Origin of the sequence: Streptomyces sp. NPDC093801 (assembly GCF_040701585.1) — a bacterium.
Taxonomy (GTDB): domain Bacteria; phylum Actinomycetota; class Actinomycetes; order Streptomycetales; family Streptomycetaceae; genus Streptomyces.
On sequence record NZ_JBFBDP010000010.1, the window covers coordinates 214,423 to 230,163 of the forward strand.

The 15,741-nt window shown below is 73.5% G+C and carries 16 protein-coding genes; 8 read left to right on the top strand and 8 right to left on the bottom strand.

Annotated features, from left to right (window positions below; all coding sequences use genetic code 11):
- Positions 1-74: 74 nt before the first annotated feature.
- The 3 genes from AB0469_RS14145 (at position 75) to AB0469_RS14155 (ending at position 1,776) form a co-directional block, all read left to right on the top strand.
- Positions 75-848 carry a maleate cis-trans isomerase gene (locus tag AB0469_RS14145; RefSeq protein ID WP_366451611.1) on the top strand — a complete coding sequence of 258 codons (774 nt, stop codon included), beginning with the start codon at positions 75-77 and terminating at the stop codon, positions 846-848.
- A 68-nt stretch (positions 849-916) separates the two neighbouring features.
- The gene (locus tag AB0469_RS14150; RefSeq protein ID WP_366451612.1) at positions 917-1,369 is read left to right on the top strand and encodes a DoxX family protein; all 453 of its coding nucleotides are present in this window, start codon (positions 917-919) and stop codon (positions 1,367-1,369) included.
- Entirely contained in the window at positions 1,366-1,776 is a 411-nt protein-coding gene (locus AB0469_RS14155; protein ID WP_366451613.1) for a Zn-ribbon domain-containing OB-fold protein, read from the top strand. Before AB0469_RS14150 ends, AB0469_RS14155 begins: the two co-directional genes overlap by 4 nt.
- Positions 1,777-1,831: 55 nt before the next feature.
- On the opposite strand, the gene AB0469_RS14160 is transcribed toward AB0469_RS14155, so the two are convergent.
- Positions 1,832-2,497 (bottom strand): pyridoxal 5'-phosphate synthase, encoded by a 666-nt coding sequence (locus AB0469_RS14160; protein WP_366451614.1) that lies wholly within the window; start codon positions 2,495-2,497, stop codon positions 1,832-1,834.
- Positions 2,498-2,566: 69 nt separating this feature from the next.
- Between AB0469_RS14160 and AB0469_RS14165 the strand changes: the two genes are divergently transcribed.
- The gene (locus AB0469_RS14165) at positions 2,567-3,142 is read left to right on the top strand and encodes a hypothetical protein (RefSeq protein ID WP_366451615.1); all 576 of its coding nucleotides are present in this window, start codon (positions 2,567-2,569) and stop codon (positions 3,140-3,142) included.
- Between the two features lie 24 nt (positions 3,143-3,166).
- Here AB0469_RS14165 and AB0469_RS14170 read toward each other — a convergent pair whose 3' ends face one another.
- The 4 genes from AB0469_RS14170 to AB0469_RS14185 all read right to left on the bottom strand — a co-directional run bounded on the left by AB0469_RS14170 (position 3,167) and on the right by AB0469_RS14185 (position 8,250).
- The gene (locus AB0469_RS14170) at positions 3,167-4,006 is read right to left on the bottom strand and encodes a PhzF family phenazine biosynthesis isomerase (protein WP_366451616.1); all 840 of its coding nucleotides are present in this window, start codon (positions 4,004-4,006) and stop codon (positions 3,167-3,169) included.
- An 80-nt stretch (positions 4,007-4,086) separates the two neighbouring features.
- Positions 4,087-4,908, bottom strand: coding sequence for a proline hydroxylase (locus tag AB0469_RS14175; RefSeq protein ID WP_366451617.1), 822 nt, complete (start codon positions 4,906-4,908; stop codon positions 4,087-4,089).
- A gap of 83 nt (positions 4,909-4,991) precedes the next feature.
- Positions 4,992-5,183, bottom strand: a complete 192-nt coding sequence (locus tag AB0469_RS14180) for a hypothetical protein (RefSeq protein WP_366451618.1) — start codon at positions 5,181-5,183, stop codon at positions 4,992-4,994.
- A 130-nt stretch (positions 5,184-5,313) separates the two neighbouring features.
- Positions 5,314-8,250: an alpha/beta fold hydrolase gene (locus AB0469_RS14185; protein ID WP_366451619.1), complete on the bottom strand. Its 2,937-nt coding sequence runs from the start codon at positions 8,248-8,250 to the stop codon at positions 5,314-5,316.
- Between the two features lie 553 nt (positions 8,251-8,803).
- On the opposite strand from AB0469_RS14185, the gene AB0469_RS14190 reads away from it, so the two are divergent.
- Positions 8,804-9,916: a M4 family metallopeptidase gene (locus AB0469_RS14190; protein WP_366451621.1), complete on the top strand. Its 1,113-nt coding sequence runs from the start codon at positions 8,804-8,806 to the stop codon at positions 9,914-9,916.
- A 46-nt stretch (positions 9,917-9,962) separates the two neighbouring features.
- On the opposite strand, the gene AB0469_RS14195 is transcribed toward AB0469_RS14190, so the two are convergent.
- Both AB0469_RS14195 and AB0469_RS14200 read right to left on the bottom strand, forming a co-directional pair.
- Positions 9,963-10,496 carry an NUDIX hydrolase gene (locus AB0469_RS14195; RefSeq protein ID WP_366451622.1) on the bottom strand — a complete coding sequence of 178 codons (534 nt, stop codon included), beginning with the start codon at positions 10,494-10,496 and terminating at the stop codon, positions 9,963-9,965.
- A gap of 76 nt (positions 10,497-10,572) precedes the next feature.
- A complete protein-coding gene (locus tag AB0469_RS14200; RefSeq protein ID WP_366451623.1) occupies positions 10,573-11,784 on the bottom strand; it encodes an acetyl-CoA acetyltransferase in 1,212 nt (403 codons plus the stop codon).
- Between the two features lie 143 nt (positions 11,785-11,927).
- Here AB0469_RS14200 and AB0469_RS14205 point away from each other — a divergent pair, with 143 nt between their 5' ends.
- Positions 11,928-13,193, top strand: coding sequence for an acyl-CoA dehydrogenase family protein (locus tag AB0469_RS14205; RefSeq protein ID WP_366451624.1), 1,266 nt, complete (start codon positions 11,928-11,930; stop codon positions 13,191-13,193).
- Positions 13,193-13,678, top strand: a complete 486-nt coding sequence (locus AB0469_RS14210) for a nitroreductase family deazaflavin-dependent oxidoreductase (protein WP_366451625.1) — start codon at positions 13,193-13,195, stop codon at positions 13,676-13,678. The genes AB0469_RS14205 and AB0469_RS14210 overlap by 1 nt, the downstream gene beginning before the upstream one ends.
- Before the next feature lie 54 nt (positions 13,679-13,732).
- Here the strand turns inward: AB0469_RS14210 and AB0469_RS14215 are convergent, their stop codons facing one another.
- Positions 13,733-14,380 carry a TetR family transcriptional regulator gene (locus AB0469_RS14215; protein WP_042812962.1) on the bottom strand — a complete coding sequence of 216 codons (648 nt, stop codon included), beginning with the start codon at positions 14,378-14,380 and terminating at the stop codon, positions 13,733-13,735.
- A 364-nt stretch (positions 14,381-14,744) separates the two neighbouring features.
- Here AB0469_RS14215 and AB0469_RS14220 point away from each other — a divergent pair, with 364 nt between their 5' ends.
- A complete protein-coding gene (locus AB0469_RS14220; RefSeq protein ID WP_366451626.1) occupies positions 14,745-15,626 on the top strand; it encodes a VOC family protein in 882 nt (293 codons plus the stop codon).
- Positions 15,627-15,741: the final 115 nt, after the last annotated feature.

Consider the following 15,741-nt stretch of genomic DNA (forward strand, 5'->3'; position numbering starts at 1 on the left):
CCGGCGCGGCTCGCCGACGGAGCGGGGTGAACCCTGACAAAGTGGGGCGTTCCGGTAGTGGAGAGGAGTGCGCGATGTGGCAGCCCGACGGGTGGGACGTGCGCGTCCGGCTCGGCGTCCTCACCCCCCACGCCGACGTCGGCCCCGAGTCGGAGCTGCGCGCCATGGCCCCGCCCGGTGTGGGCCTGCACTACGCGCGGGTGCCGTTCGGCGGGATGGGGCGCGGCGGCGTGATGGAGGCGACGATCCCGCTGGCCCCCGTACGGGCCTTCGCCGAGCCCCCGCAGGTGGACGACGCGGCCGGGCTGCTGGCGGCCGCGCCGGTGGCGGTGATCGCGTACGCCTTCACCGGCTCCTCCTACGTGATCGGGACGCGCGGCGAGGCGTACATGCTGGCCCGGCTGCGCGAGCGTGCCCACGGCCTGCCGGTGGTCGCCACCTGCGCGGCCGCCGTCGAGGCGCTGCGCGCCCTGGGGGTCGGGCGGATCGCGCTCGTCGACCCGCCGTGGTTCGACGAGACCCTGAACGAGCTGGGCCGCGGCTACTACGAGGAGTCCGGCTTCGAGGTCCCGTACGCCGCCCCGTGCGGCCTGCCCGGCGGGCAGGCGCAGGTCACCCCGCAGGGGCTGCACGACTGGGTGGCGGAGCGGGTGGGCGACGCGGCGGAGGCCGTCGTGGTCGGCGGGAACGGCTTCCGAGCGGTCGGTGCGATCGCCGCCCTGGAGGCCACCCTGGGACGCCCGGTGCTGACCGCGAACCAGGTCCTGCTGTGGTCCGCCCTGCGCGCGGCGGGTGTGGGGGCGGACGGGGTCGAGGGGTACGGGCGGCTGTTCACGGAGGTCGTCTGAGGCCTTGCGGGATCGGCGCCGATCCGCTGAACTGACGTACCGTCAGATCGAGTGGAGGGTGGCGGTCCATGCAGACCATCTGGCTCAGCGGGGCCGAATGGCTCGCCGTGCTGCGCACAGGCCTCGGCCTGTGGTGGCTGGAGAGCTGGCGGCACAAGGACAAGAAGGGCTGGTTCGAGCGCGGTACCGGCATCGCCTGGGCCGCCGACGTGGCGGGCAGGCACCGCTGGTCCTTCGTCACGAGGGGCTTCGCGACGGTCGTCGAGCCGCGGCCGCGGCTGATGGCGTACGTCGTCGTCTACGCGGAGCTCGCCCTGGGACTGGGCCTGGTCCTCGGGTTCCTGACCCCGGTGGCACTGGTCGGCGGACTGCTGCTGAACCTGCTCTACCTGGTGCTGATGATCCACGACTGGGCCGAGCAGGGGCAGAACGCGATGATGGCGCTCGTCTCGGGCGTCGCGTTCTTCGCCGTCTCCTGGCAGACCTGGTCGCTCGACTCCGCGCTGGGGATCCTGCTGTGAGCGCCGCGCGGTACGACCTGCCCGAGGCCGACGAGTTCACCCGCCCCTACTGGGACGCCGCCGCCGGGGGGAGGCTGCTCCTGCGGCGCTGCGCCGACTGCGGGCGCGCCCACCACTACCCGCGCGAGTTCTGCCCCTTCTGCTGGGCCGGCGAGGAGCGCGTGGCCTGGGAGGAGGCGAGCGGACGCGCCACCCTCCACACCTGGTCGGTGGTCCACCGCAACGACCTGCCGCCGTTCGGCGGACGGGTCCCGTACACGGCCGCCGTGGTCGACCTGGAGGAGGGACCCCGGATGATGACCGAGGTCGTCGACTGCGCGGAGGGGGACCTGCGCATCGGCATGCCGCTGCGGGTCGCCTTCCGGGAGGCGGCCGAAGGGGTGTGGATCGCGGTGTTCCGCCCCTGAGGGGGTCGTTCGTCCGCGTGTCGGCCTCCGAAAGGAGACGGGCGCCGTCGCGCGTTCACGGCCAGAGGAGCTCGCGGGTCCAGCCGCCGCGCCCGTCGCGCCGGTAGCGCAGGCGGACGTGGCGGCGGGCGGCGTCGCCCTGGAAGAACTCGGCCTCCGCCGGGTCCAGCACGTACCGGGTCCAGGTCGGGGCCGGGGCGTCCGGCTCGGCCGCGGCCCGCTCCCAGGCGGCGGCCGAGGCCTCGGCCAGCTCCTGCGGGGAGCCCAGCACCTCGCTCTGCCGGCCCGTCAGCGCCGCCGCCAGGGCGCCGCGCGAGCAGACCGCCAGGTCCGCCCGGCTCTCCTGCGGCCCGCACGCGCTGACCCGGCCCCGCAGACGGACCTGCCGTCCCACCGCGGGCCAGTAGAAGGCCAGCGCCGCCTCCGGGCGCTCCGCCAGCTGGCGGCCCTTGGCGCTGGTGGCGTGCGAGGCGAAGTGCCAGCCCCGCGCGTCCGCCTCGTGCAGCATCAGGATCCGCACGTCGGGCCGCCCGTCGGCGTCCACCGTCGCCAGGCTCATCGTGTGGGGCTCCACCTGCCCCGCCCGGGCGGCGTGCACGAACCACTCCCGGAACAGCTCCAGGGGCTGCCCGGGCGCCGATGCCGGGTCGAAGGCGGGCAGGGCGGTGTCCCAGACGCGCAGGGAGTGCAGGAGCTCGTGGAACTCGGAGTCGCCGGTCATGGCGACAGGCTAGTGACCCGGGCCGCGGGCGCGGCCGCCGGCGTGTCGGACACCTCTTAGGGTGCCCCCATGGACATCGCCCGAGCCGCCGCCCGCACGCTGGTCCCGCTCGCCGCGGTGCCGGCGCTGGCCGCGCCCGTCGCCGCGTACTGCGACCGGCCGGGCGGCCCGGCGCTCGCGGCCGAGCTGAACCACCCCGTGCTCCTCGCCGCCCTGGCCGTCCTCGCCCTCACCGCGGCCGCCCTGCTCGCCTCCCGCCGCCCGGCGGTGCGCAAGGCCGCCGTCCCCGCCCTGGCCGCGGCCACCGCGGCCGGGGTGCTGGCCGTTGCGGCGTACGCGGTGATGGCCGACCCCTTCCCCGACCAGGAGTGGGACCTCCCCGCCCCGGACGGCTCGGCCCGCCGGCTGGTGGTGGAGCGGGGCCCGGGGCCGACCGACCCGGTCTGGAGCATCCACGTCGACGCCGGCTCCTTCCCCACGGCACGCCGCTGGCCGGTGGCCTCGTACGTCTCCCGGTACCCCAGGGGCGTCCTCCAGGCCGAATGGAGGGACCCGTCCCACATCCGCCTGATCGACCTCGACCACACCCACCACGACCTGCGCATCGCCCCGGACGGCAGGCCCCTGGACACGCTGGACTGGTAGCGGGTCCCGGCCCCGCCCGTACGGTCAGGCGATCGGGACCGCCGTCCCCGTCACCTCGATGCCCGCCGCCGGATCCGCCGGCACGCCCACCGTGATCAGGCTCGGCCGGCCCATGTCCACGCCCTGGTGGACGGTGAGGACCGCCGGCACCTCCACCAGCCCCAGGCTCCGCAGGTACCCGCCCAGCGCGGCGGACGCCGCGCCCGTCGCCGGATCCTCCACCACACCCCCCGGCGGGAAGGGGTTGCGGGTGTGGAAGACGGTCGGCGACTCGCGCCGGAGCAGGGTGACCGTCGTCCAGCCGCGGCGCGCCATCAGCGCGCCCAGCGCCGCCATGTCGTAGTCGAGGTCCGCCAGCCGCTCCCGGCTCGCGGCCGCGATCACCGGATGCCAGGCCCCCGCGTACGCGGCCCGGGGCGGCAGCTCCGGGTCCAGGTCGCAGGCCGGCCACCGCAGCGCGGCCAGCAGCTCCGCCAGATCGGCCTCGGAGATCTCCTCCGTACGCGGCGCGACGCTCACCAGCGTGGCGACCACCGCCCCGTCCGGTCCGGCCGAGGTGGTCACCGGGACCGGGCCGGCCTGGGTGTGCAGCAGCAGTTCGCCCACCCCGTACCGCTGGGCGTGGGCGACGGCGGTGGCGATGGTGGCGTGCCCGCAGAACGGCACCTCGTTCTGCGGGCTGAAGTAGCGCACGTCGAGCTCCCCGTCCTGCCGGGGAACGGCGAACGCCGTCTCCGAGTAGCCGACTTCCGCCGCCGTGGCGGCCATCGTCGCCTCGTCCATGCCGGTGGCGTCCAGCACCACTCCCGCCGGGTTCCCGCCGAGCGGATCGGTGCTGAAGGCCACGTAGCGCAAGAGGTCCATGGACAGAACGTAGCGGGGCCGTCATTTGCGCGTCAAAGCCCTTGCCGCACACGGACGTTGACGCACAGGCATGCTCCGGTTCACGCCCAGGTGAGCAACTGCCCGTTCGTCCCGACACCCACCGCGAACCCGAGGGCGATCCGCCGGGCCCCCCGGCTGGGCCGCACCGCGTGGAAGAACCGCGGATCCAGCAACAGCGCCTCGCCGACCTCCGGAGCGAGCGCGACCGACTCGGAGCCCCGCACCACCGCCTCGTCGTACCCGTAGTACGCGGACAGCCGGTGCGCCTCGTCCTCCGGCTGCCAGCGGTGGCGCCAGATGACCGTCTCGCCGCCCTCGGGCGGCACGCTCAGGTACAGGTTGAAGGCGAACTGCCCCATCAGCGGCACGTCCAGCAGGTCCCCCGCGTACTCGCGCAGGGCGTCGTCGAAGTGCACCTGGAACCCGTCGTTCGGCTCCCTGGCCACCCCGTCGCCCATCTCCAGCCCGCCCCGCCGGCCGACCGCCACCCCGCCCGGCCAGGCCGCGGCGAGCGCCTCCCGGCTCGTGCGGAACGGGTCGAAGGACAGGCCGAGGCCCCGCCACGCCTCGCGGTGCCCCTCCAGCGCCTTCCAGTAGCCGTCGGCGACCCCGCCGTCCGCCATGTGGTCGCTGACCCCGACCCCGAACCGCATCACCGGCGGATCGATGCGGTCCTGCTGGTACGAGTCGAACGGCCGTGCCTCCAGGGCCCCGAGGACCTCCGCGCACCGCTGCCGCGAGAGGAAGCCGGGCACCCGCACCGCCGCGTACCGGCCGGCGGCGAGACCGGCGAGCAGTTCGTGGGTGAACGCGGGTGCGGTGACGGCGCGGAAGAAGGGGTCGTGCGACGGGGTCGGTGGCGCCGACGGCGCCGGTAACACGCTCTGCGTGGATCGCTCTGCCTGTTCTGACGTCATTCGACGGCCCCCCGGGCACTCGGAAAGACAACAGGGAACAACAGCACTCACACGGGATGCGTCCCACTGGTCGTACGGAAGGCGGACTTGGCGTCGAGTTCGAGCGCCTGCCGTCCGGCCTCCAGCGCCTCCATCGCGATCCGCCGGCCGACCTCCGCCTGGAGCTCCTCCAGGGCACTCCCCGGCGCCCCCCATCTGAGGGACCGGTCGTCGTTCGTATCGGCCGGGACAGCAGTCATCGGCGGACCTCCGCGCATTTCGGTGTGGGACGCGTCACACAGAGTGAGGCACCGTCAGGCTACGCGCAAGTCCGCCCCGGGCGCCGGAATTCCCCCTGAATCCGGGTGAATGACGGACGTCCACCGGCCCTCAGGTGGGCATCTCGCGCAGCGTCTTCTCCAGCAGCGCCCTGGCCTGCACCGACAGCGGATGCTCCGAGGCCACCACCCGGTCCAGGTCCCGCACCAGCGCCTTCAGGCGCTCGACCGCCTCGCTCGTGCGCCCGCGGATACCCAGCAGCACCAGGACGAACGTGAACCGGAACCTCATCACCATGTTCGAGTCCGACGGCTGCGACGCGTCCCGCAGCGCCTCACCGATCACCTGCTCCGCCTCGTGCGCCCGGTCCAGGCCCAGCAGCGCGTGCGTCAGCGTCTCCCGCGCCCGCAGGATCTCCGGCGTCGACGGCGGCCAGTGGTTGCGCCGGCTGATGTCCAGGATCTGCCGGGCCTCCGCCTCCGCCTCCCCGTGCGCGCCGAGGGCCAGCATCGTCCGGGCCAGGGTGTTGCGCATCACCAGCGTGTCGTAGTGCTCCCGGCCGCGCACCTCGTTCTCGGCCTCGACGATGGAGCGCAGCATCGCCTCCGCCTCCTCCTCCCGCCCGGACTGTTCCACGATCGACCGCGCCAGCTTGTGCCGGCTGGCCAGGGTGTCGGCGTGGTTCTCCCCGAGGATCCGGGTGCGCGCCCGCACCACCCGTTCCAGCACCCGCTCCGCCTGCGGCAGCTGCTCCCGGTCCAGGTGGATGCGTCCCTGCTCGTGCCGCAGGCCCAGGATCTCCCGGTCGTCGACGTCGAACCCGAAGGAGGAGCAGCGCTCCACCATCGGCAGCACCAGGTCGTACGCCGGCCCCAGCAGCCCCGTCGCGATCAGGTAGCGGGAGGTCAGCCGGGCCAGTTCCAGGGCCTCGGCGCGCACGGTGCGGTCCGACAGCTTCAGGTCGCCGAGCAGGCAGGCCCGGGACACCTCCATCGCGTGCGGGCCGAGCGCGGCCCACAGCGGCCAGTTGGCCGGGTGATCGGGATTGCGCAGGTGGGCGGCCGACAGCACCATCCGCACCGCCAGCCCGTAGTAGTCCGAGGCCCGGTCACGCACCTCCTCGTCCTCGCGCAGCACCCCGTGCACCACCGGGTGCATGGCCAGCACGTGGGCCAGGTCTCGCTCCCCGACGCCCTCGCGCTCGTACGCGTCCACCAGGCCGAACTCCTCCAGCCCCGCGAGGGCGGCGCCGGTGCGCGCCGGACTCGCACCGGGGAAGAGGGGGGAGCGGTCGAGGGCCGTACCGGCGAGCAGGCAGCGGTAGGGGACCGGGGCGATGCTCAGGCAGGCGAACACCTTCAGCAGGGTCGCCGCCTGCCCCACCCCCCGCCGGGCCAGCAGGTCCAGGGCGATCCCGCAGGACTTCTCCACGATCTCCCGCCCCAGCAGCTCGCTGAGGTGCGGTCCGTCCTGGCCCGCCGCGGTGCCGACGCGGGCGGCGACCGTACTGCGGAAGGCCTCGAAGTCGCGGATGTCGCTGTCCAGGGAGATCCGGCTCTCGCTGACGGCCCTGATCACGTCGGCGGCGTGGCGCAGCGCGAGCGGCAGCCCGCCCAGCTCCCGCGAGAGGCGGCGCGCGTCCTCGTTCGTGCCGCCCAGGCCGCCGGTGCGCTCCAGCAGCATGGACGCGCCGTCGTCCTCGTCGAGCAGCGGGATCCGGTGGATGCGCAGCCCGTCGCCCCAGGTCTGGGGCCGGCGCGCCCGGCTGGTGACCAGCACCGTGCCGCGGGCGTTCTGCGGCCGGCGCAGCCAGCCCGTCCCGCTGGAGACGTCGCCGTCGCGGGGTCCGAGGCGCGCGGGGTCGTCCGCGTTGTCGAAGACCAGCAGCCAGGGGTCGGGGCAGTCGTTGAGCAGCGTCCACACCAGGTCCATGGCCGTGCCCAGCAGCCAGGCCCGCTCCACGGTGATCGACGGGGCCCCGAGGTCGCGGGCGATCATCCGCATGCGCAGGCTCAGCTCCGGCATCGACACCCACCACACCCGGCGCCCGTCCCGCTGCGCCCGGTCGGCCGTCTCCAGGGCCAGCCGGCTCTTGCCGGACCCGCCCAGCCCGGTGAGCACGTGGACCTGCTGGCGGGCCTGCTCCGACAGCAGGTGCGCCACCAGTCCGAGCCGCTCCCGACCCTTCAGCTGGCCCTCCTCCAGCCGGCCGTACGGCGGCGGGGGGAACGGCGCCAGCTCGTCGCCGGGGCCCTCCGGCGGCACGGCCCACTCGTCGGCGCCGGCGGACGGGCCGGGCGCGGGCACCTCGGCGTCCTCCCGCCCGGGCTCCCCCCGGGCCACCTCCAGCAGGGCGCTGCGCACGGCCATGTAGGAGGCGGCGGTACGGTCGGGGGGCTGGACGATGGAGAAGTGGTCGGCGGTGACCACCCCGCCCTTGGGGAACACGCCGCGCGCGACGACCGGCGGCACCACGTCGTCGGCCGACCCGCCGTAGGCGCGCACGGGGATCGGGCACTCCATGTCCCCGTACGCGCGGGCGTGCACGACGGCGCTCAGCACGGTCCGCTGGGCCTCGGTCACCGCGCGGTCGAAGGGGCGCAGCTGCTGCTCCTGCGGGTTGTGCCACAGCACCTTGAGCCACTTGCGGACGGTGAGGAAGAAGCCCGATCCGGTGTTGGGGCAGGCGAACATCGTGAAGTGCCTGATGCGGTGCAGGTCGCGCCCCTCGCCGTTCCACAGCTTCCGGGCGAGGAACCGCTGGACGACCAGCCCGCCCTGGCTGTGGGTGACGATGGCGATCCGCTCGGCGTCGGCGAGTCCGGTCTCCAGGAAGGTGCCGAACTGGTCGGCCACGTCGTCGGTCTCGGCGACACGCCGGTCGGGGCGCAGGCGCACGAGGGGGGAGTCGTACTGGAAGCGGTGGACGCTGAGCCAGTCGCCGAGTTCGGGGTCGTCGGCCAGGAGCCCGTGGAACGCGTCCCACACCTTCGCGGAGGAGAACAGGCCGTGCACCAGCACGAGGTGGACGCGTGTCCGTACCGCCATCGCGAACCTCCGCAGCCAGAAAGGGTGTTGAAGCAGAAGGAATTCGGTCGCAGATGAAGAACCAGCCGGCTCAATGATGCACGAGGCGCGACGGGGCGAGCCATAACGGGACGGCCCCGGAAACGGCCCCCGCCCCGGCGACACGCCCGACCGCGCCCCTCTCCGCCCCCCGCGCGCCCCATGCCACGCCCCGGCGCACGCGGGGCGCACGCCGTGCACCCCGGGCGCCCCGCGCGGGCGTCGCCGCGGACCACGTCCCGGAGGCCGCCGCACACTGCCGAAATCACAGCGCCAAACGGCCGTCCGGAAGGTTGCAAGTCGCGGGCGGCGGCTGCGAGACTGGCGATATCAGCGTGAAATGGCCGCTGAAAACACGGTCCGAGAACATTCTCGCATCAAATGATGAAACGTCAAATGATGAATTCTTAACCGCCGGTCCTGTCTGCTCAGGAGGTGCCTCATGAGCGGGACCCGTCCCATCAACTGCATCATTCCCCCCTACATTCTCGAAAAACTCTTGGAGAGTGAAGACCCCGAGGTGCGCCGGGCGGCGATGAACACCTTGCTGACCACTGCCCGCCTGCGGGGCGAGCGGACGGTCCGGGCGTCCTTCACCGGCGCGGCAGCTCCGGGCGGCGGTCGGCGCACCATATTCGACTGCAGGGAGAGCGAATTCCTTCCCGGGGCGACCCTGGCCAGGCCCGAGGACGGCCCGGAGGCCGGGGACGAGGCCGTGAACCGTGCGTTTGACGCCCTCGGCCTGACCCGCGATTTCTACAAGGAAGTGTTCCAGCGCAATTCCATAGACGGCAAGGGGATGCGCCTGGACGGCTTCATCCACTACGGCGAAAGCATCAACAACGCCTTCTGGGACGGGCGGGAGATGCTCTTCGGCGACGGGGACGGAAAGGAGTTCAGCAACCTGACCGGATCCCTTGACGTCATCGGCCACGAGCTGACGCACGGAGTGACCGACCACACCGCGGGATTCGAGTACCACGATCAGTCCGGGGCTCTGAACGAGTCGATGTCGGACGTCTTCGGCTCACTGGTGAAGCAGTGGTCGCTGAAGCAGACGGCAGAGGACGCGGACTGGCTGATCGGTGCCGAGGTGTGGACTCCGGGGATCGGCGGCGACGCCCTGCGGTCGATGAAGGACCCGGGGAACGCCTACGACAACGCGGTGTTCGGCAAGGACCGGCAGGTCGACCGGATGGGCAAGTTCATCCACACGACGCGGGACAACGGCGGAGTGCACGACAACTCCGGCATTCCGAACAAGGCGTTCTACCTGGCGGCCGTGGGCATCGGCGGATTCGCCTGGGAGGCTCCCGGTTCCATCTGGTACGAATCGCTCAAAGCCTCCGGTCCCGAGGACCAGTTCCAGGACTTCGCCAACACCACCTTCCACAAGGCCGGAGAACTGTTCGGCGCCGGCAGCCCCGAGCAGTCGGCCGTACTGGCGGCCTGGCAGGGGGTGGAGATCCAGATCAGCGGCGTCCCGGCCGGACTCGCCCGTGCGCGCAGGAGCTTCGCGACCAACGGCTTCGGCGGCGGCGCGGGCCGCGACGACGGGCTGGCGGCCCTGTCCCGGCAGATCGGTGAACTGAACACCAAGGTGACCGGACTGGCCCGGGACATGTCCGGGCTGAAGGGAGCCGCATAGGGACGGCGGGCCGGCGGCAGAAGCCCGCCGCCGGTCCGGGGACGCGTCAGCGCACCCCTTCGTCCATCAGTACGTAGAGCAGCGGAACGAGGGTCCCGCTGCTGACGATCTCCCGCCGGTCGATCATCCCCCGGATCTCGGCCAGCGGAATCCACTCGATGCGGTCGGACTCGTTCTTCTCGGTCGGCGGCCCCGCATACGTCGCGCCATCGGCCCGGAACAGGTGGTGCTGCGCATCGGTGATCCCGGCGGCCGGCTCGGCATAGACCAGGGGCTTCATCGCCCCCGCCCGCCACCCGGTCTCCTCCAGCACCTCCCGCGCGGCCGCTTCCCCGGGCGTCTCGTCCGCCTCGACCAGCCCCATCGGGAGCTCCCAGGCCCAGGTGTCGGTGATGAACCGGTGCCGCCACATCATCAGCACCTCCCGCCGCTCGTTGACCACGGCGGCCACGGCCAGGTTCCGCAGCTTGACCACGTGGTGCTCGAACCGGCTGCCGTCGGGCGTCTCCACGTCGGCGAGCCACAGGTCCAGCCAGTGGTCCTCGTAGACCGCCCGTTCCCCGTGAACCGTCCACCGCATGTCCGTACCCCCTCGTCGACCGGGGCCCAGCATCGCAGAGCGGGTGCCGGGACGTCCCGGCCGGCCGGCCGCCCCCTCACCCCCGTCCGAGCAGCACCGTCCCCGACGAGCAGAACCAGCCGCCGGTACCCGAGGCCAGGGCGACCTCCGGGAGGGTGCCGTCGCGCCGCGTGACCTGCCGGTCGGGACCCGCCTCGCCGCGGAGCTGGCGGACGGCCTCCACCAGGAGGAACAGGCCGCGCATGCCCGGGTGGCAGGCCGAGAGCCCGCCGCCGTCCGTGTTGACCGGGAGTTCGCCGTCCCTCAGCAGGCGGCCCTTCTCCACGAAGGCGCCGCCCTCCCCCTTGGCGCAGAAGCCGAGGTCCTCCAGCGTCACGAGCGTCATGTACGTGAAGGCGTCGTAGATCTCGGCGAGGTCCACGTCCGCCGGGGTGAGGCCCGCGCGGGCGAAGGCCGTGCGGCCCGAGACGGCGGCCGGGGAGACGGTGAAGTCCTCCCACTCCGACATCGTCGTGTGGGACACCGACGTACCCGTGCCCAGGATCCAGACGGGGGCCTTGGCGCTGTCCGGGACGTAGTCCTCCGCCGCCAGGAGCACCGCGCAGCCGCCGTCGGAGCGGATGCAGCAGTGCAGCTTGGTGAACGGGTCGGCGATCGGTTCCGAGGCGAGGACGTCCTCGACCGTGATCGGGTCGCGGAACATCGCGTCCGGGTTGGCCGCCGCGTTGGCCCGGGCCTGGACGGCCACCGAGGCGAGCTGCTCCAGCGTCGTCCCGTACGCGTGCATGTGCCGGCGCGCGGCCATCGCGTACTTCGACACCAGGGTGTGCCCGTAGGGCACCTCGAACTGGAGCGGCCCCCGCGAGCCGAACGACAGGTTCGACGTACGCCGCCGGGCCTTGATGTCGGCGCGGGCCGTGGAGCCGTAGACCAGCAGGACGGCGTTGGCGTGGCCGGCGGCGATGGCGTCGGCGGCATGGGCCGCCATCACCTCCCACGTCGATCCGCCGACGGACGTGGAGTCGACCCAGGTGGGCCGCAGCCCGAGGTACTCGGCCACCTCCACCGGCGCGAGGACGCCGAGGCCCGCCGAGGCGAAGCCGTCGATGACGGAGCGGTCCAGGCCGGAGTCGGCCAGTGCCCGCCGGGCGGCCTGCGCGTGCAGGGCGTAGGGGGTCGGGCCGTCCACCCGGCCGCAGTCCGACAGGGCGACGCCGACCACCGCGACCCGGCGGCGGGGTGCGGCGGGGGAGGGGGACACGGGCGGTTCAGACAGGGGTCCAGGCATGGGGCGACGGTACAGCTGACGGAGCGTCAGATGCCAGACCCCGTGCGCCGCCGGCCCCGTGACGGGCCCCCGTCCCACCCCTGTGCATCTCGGTCCCGCCGCCCTAACATGACGCCCCGTCAGATACGGGGAGGAGCCCGACGATGGATGCCGCCTTCACCGCGGAACAGGACGAGATGCGCCGTACCCTGCGCGAGATCCTGGGCAAACACTGCGGCCCGGACGAGGTCAAAGCCGCCGTCCGGACCGATGCCGGACACGACCGCGAGCTGTGGCAGCAGCTCTCCCGGCAGCTCGGCCTGCCCGGCATCGCCATCGCCGAGGAGTACGGCGGGGTCGGCTGCACCCCGGCCGACCTGGCGCTGGCCTGCGAGGAGACCGGGAGCGTACTGCTGCCCTCGCCGCTGCTGGCCACCGCGGCCCTGGCCGCCCCGCTGATCGGCGCCCTCGGCACCGCCGCCCAGCGCGCGGAGCTGCTGCCCGCGCTCGCGGCCGGGGAGCTGACCGCCGCGCTCGCCGTCCCCGGCCCCGCCCTGGCCACCGCCCTCGCCCTGACCGGCGACAACGCCCCCGGCGACTGGGCCGGCGGGGGCCGCGCGGGCGGGGTGCAGGCGCGCGCCGACGCCGACGGCTGGCGGCTCTACGGGGAGGTGGCCCAGGTCCTCGACGGGCACGGCGCCGGCCTGCTCCTGGTCGCCGCGCACACCGGCGGCTTCGCCCGGGCCCGGACCCTGCTGTTCCTCGTCCGGGGGGACGCGCCCGGCCTCGTGCGGGCCCGCCAGGCCACCCTCGACGAGACCCGCCCGCAGGGCCGCGTCCAACTGCGGAACGTGGAGGCCCGGCTGCTGGGGGAGTCCGACCGGGCGGACGGCGGGGCCGCCACCCTCGCAGCCCTGGCCGCCACCGGCCGCCACGCCGCCACCGTCCTCGCCGCCGAGGCCGTCGGCGCCGCGGGCCGGGCGCTGGACCGCACGGTGGAGCACGTCCGCCGGCGCGAGCAGTTCGGCCGGCCCATCGGCTCCTTCCAGGCGGTCAAGCACCGCCTCGCCGACCTCTACGTCCAGGTCCAGGCAGCACGCTCCGCCGCCTACTACGCCGCCTGGGACCCCGAACAGGGCGCCCTCGCCCTCGCCCAGGGCCTGGAGGCCCTGCGGATCACCGCGGGCGAGGCCATCCAGCTGCACGGCGGCATCGGCTTCACCTGGGAGCACGACGCGCACCTCTACTTCAAGCGGGCGGCCGCCGACGAGCTGCTCTTCGGCCCGGTCCACCGGCTCCGCGCGCACGCCGCGCAGCGGGCCGGCCTCTTCGACGCCCGGGACCCGGCGGCGGACACCGCGGCACCCGCGACCACGCCCGCGACCGCTCCCGCGCCCACCTCCGCGACTCCACAGAAGGCGGCCGTCTGATGGCTCCCGGTGCGACCCTCCCCGTCAAGCTCATGCAGAAGGTCTCCTCGACCCTCCTCTTCGCCAAGATCGCACCGCACTTCATCCCCGCCATGGACAAGGCGGTCCACCGTCTGACCGGAGGAAAGGTGCTGCTCAGCGCCCGGATGCTGCCGGGCGTGATCCTCACCGCGCGGGGGGCGAGGAGCGGCGAGCCGCGCACCACCCCGCTCGCCTGCATGCCGGAGGACGGAGGTGCGAGCTGGCTGCTGATCGGGTCCAACTTCGGCCGCCCCGGCCATCCGGCCTGGACCGGGAACCTGCTCAAGAACCCGGACGCGGACGTGAACTGGCAGGGGCGGGACATCGCGGTACGGGCCCGCCTGCTGGAGGGGGCCGAACGGGCCGAGGCGTGGAAGGCGGTCCTGCGGTTCTGGCCGCCGTACGCGACGTACCAGGCGCGCATCGAGCGTGAGATCAGGCTGTTCCGCCTGGAGCGGCGCTGACCGCAGGCGTACGGGAACCAGCGCCGGCGGCGGACCCCGCGCGGGGGTCCGCCGTCACCTGGTCGGCTTCTTGCCGGTGATGCCCAGGTGGACGAGCAGCGCCAGGTTCGGCTTGAGTTCCGCCTGCTTGACGCCCCAGGTCTGGAAGCCCTTCTGGTGCGAGGCGACCGCGGCCAGCATCGCCACCAGGGAGCCCGCCATCGCGGCGGGGCTGAGGTCCTTGTCGACCCTGCCCTTGGCCTGGAGCTCCTTCATCGACTCCGTAAGGGAGTTGGTGACGGAGTTCAGGATCTTCATGCGGATCTTGTAGAACCGCTTGTCGCCCTCGGCCGCGCCGAGGTCCACGACGCGCAGGATCGCGTCGTTGCGCCGCCAGAAGTCCAGGAATCCCTCGACGAGTTCCTCGGCGGCGGCCCAGCCGGCCTTGCCGACCCAGCTGCGGCCCTCGACGAGCGCCGTCAACTGGGCGCCCTCCGTGGCCATGTGCTCGGCGATCTCCAGGACGGCGCCCTCGACGTCCGGGAAGTACTGGTAGAAGGTCGCGGGGGAGGTACCGGCCTTGCGCGCGACGTCGATCACCTTGACGTCGCGGTACGGCGAGGAGCTGAGCATCTCGCTGAGGCAGTCGAGCAGCTTCTGCCGCGTCGCCTGGCCGCGCCGGCCGGCGACACGCCCGTCGACGGTGCGTACTTGTCCTGTCATGCCGTCAGCTTACCGAGGGGGCTCCGGCGCGCTATTCGGCCGCCTGCAAATGGGGTTACGGGCCCGCCGACCAGCCCTGGAGCGGGCGCGGGGCATCGGGCGACGGCGGATTTCAGCCGAATTGCCGGGCCGCCGCTGGGTCGCCGCAGGGCTGCCGCGGGGCGGGCGCGGCACCGGAGGCCCCGCTCCGTATCGCCGCTTATCCCCCGAATAGTCTTGTCAACAGGGTGTGGACAACCTTTCGGGCGGATCCTGTCCACCAGGGGCGAAAACCGAGAAAGGCGACCAACCCCACCACCCCCGCCATCTGCGGCGAGTCCGTGAAAAACCCTGCGAGACCCAGCGCAACGGAAGGAACCTCCCCATGGTCGCATTCGCGGAAGGCTCCCCCTGCTGGGTCGACGCCTCGCTCCCCGACGTCGAGGCGGGCAAGCGCTTCTACGGCGAGCTCTTCGGGTGGACCTTCGCGGACAGCGCGGGTCCCGAGTACGGCGGCTACACCCAGGCCTACAGCCGCGGTCGCAACGTCGCAGCCCTCGCCCCCAAGCCCGACGGCCGCATGCCCACGGTCTGGGGCGTCTACCTGTACACCGTCGACGCCTACGCCTGCGCGGCCCGCATCCGCGCCGCGGGCGGGCAGATGGTGATGGACCCCCAGCCCGTCGGCCCCTACGGCACCGCCGCCATGGCCGCCGACCCCGGCGGGGCGGTCTTCGGGCTCTGGCAGCCCGGCACCCACCACGGCTTCGAGGCCCAGGACGAGCCGTACACGTACTGCTGGGCCGAGCTCTACACCCGCGCCCGCGACGCGGTCGACGTGTTCTACGCCACCGTCTTCGGCTACGTCCCCGAGGACCAGTACGACACCGAAGACGGCACCGGCACCACCGGCACCACCGGCACCACGGGCAGCACCGCTGGCGCCTCCGACGCCGAGTACCGCCTGTGGTCCCCGCCCGGCAGCGCGCCCGGAGCCGACACCGCGGTCCTGGGCCGCAGCCTGATCACCGACGCGTTCCCGGAGATCATGCCCGCCCACTTCCTGGCCTACTTCGCCGTCCCCGACTGCGACGCGAGCGTGGCCACGGTGCGGCGCCTCGGCGGGCGCGTCACGGCCGATCCGTTCGACACGCCGTACGGCCGGATCGCCGTCGTCGCCGACAATCAGGGGGCCGTCTTCGCCCTCCTGTCGCAGTCGCGCGGGAATGGGGACCGGGAGCCGGGGCCGGACCAGGCGCGGGCCTGACAGAATCGGGATTGCGCGACTCCTGGCCACGGGCCCGGAGTCGGACGCCGCACGCGGCGGGACGGGGTGCCGTCACCGCCGGCGGTGCCGTACGGGACGCCGGGCGGCCGTCCGC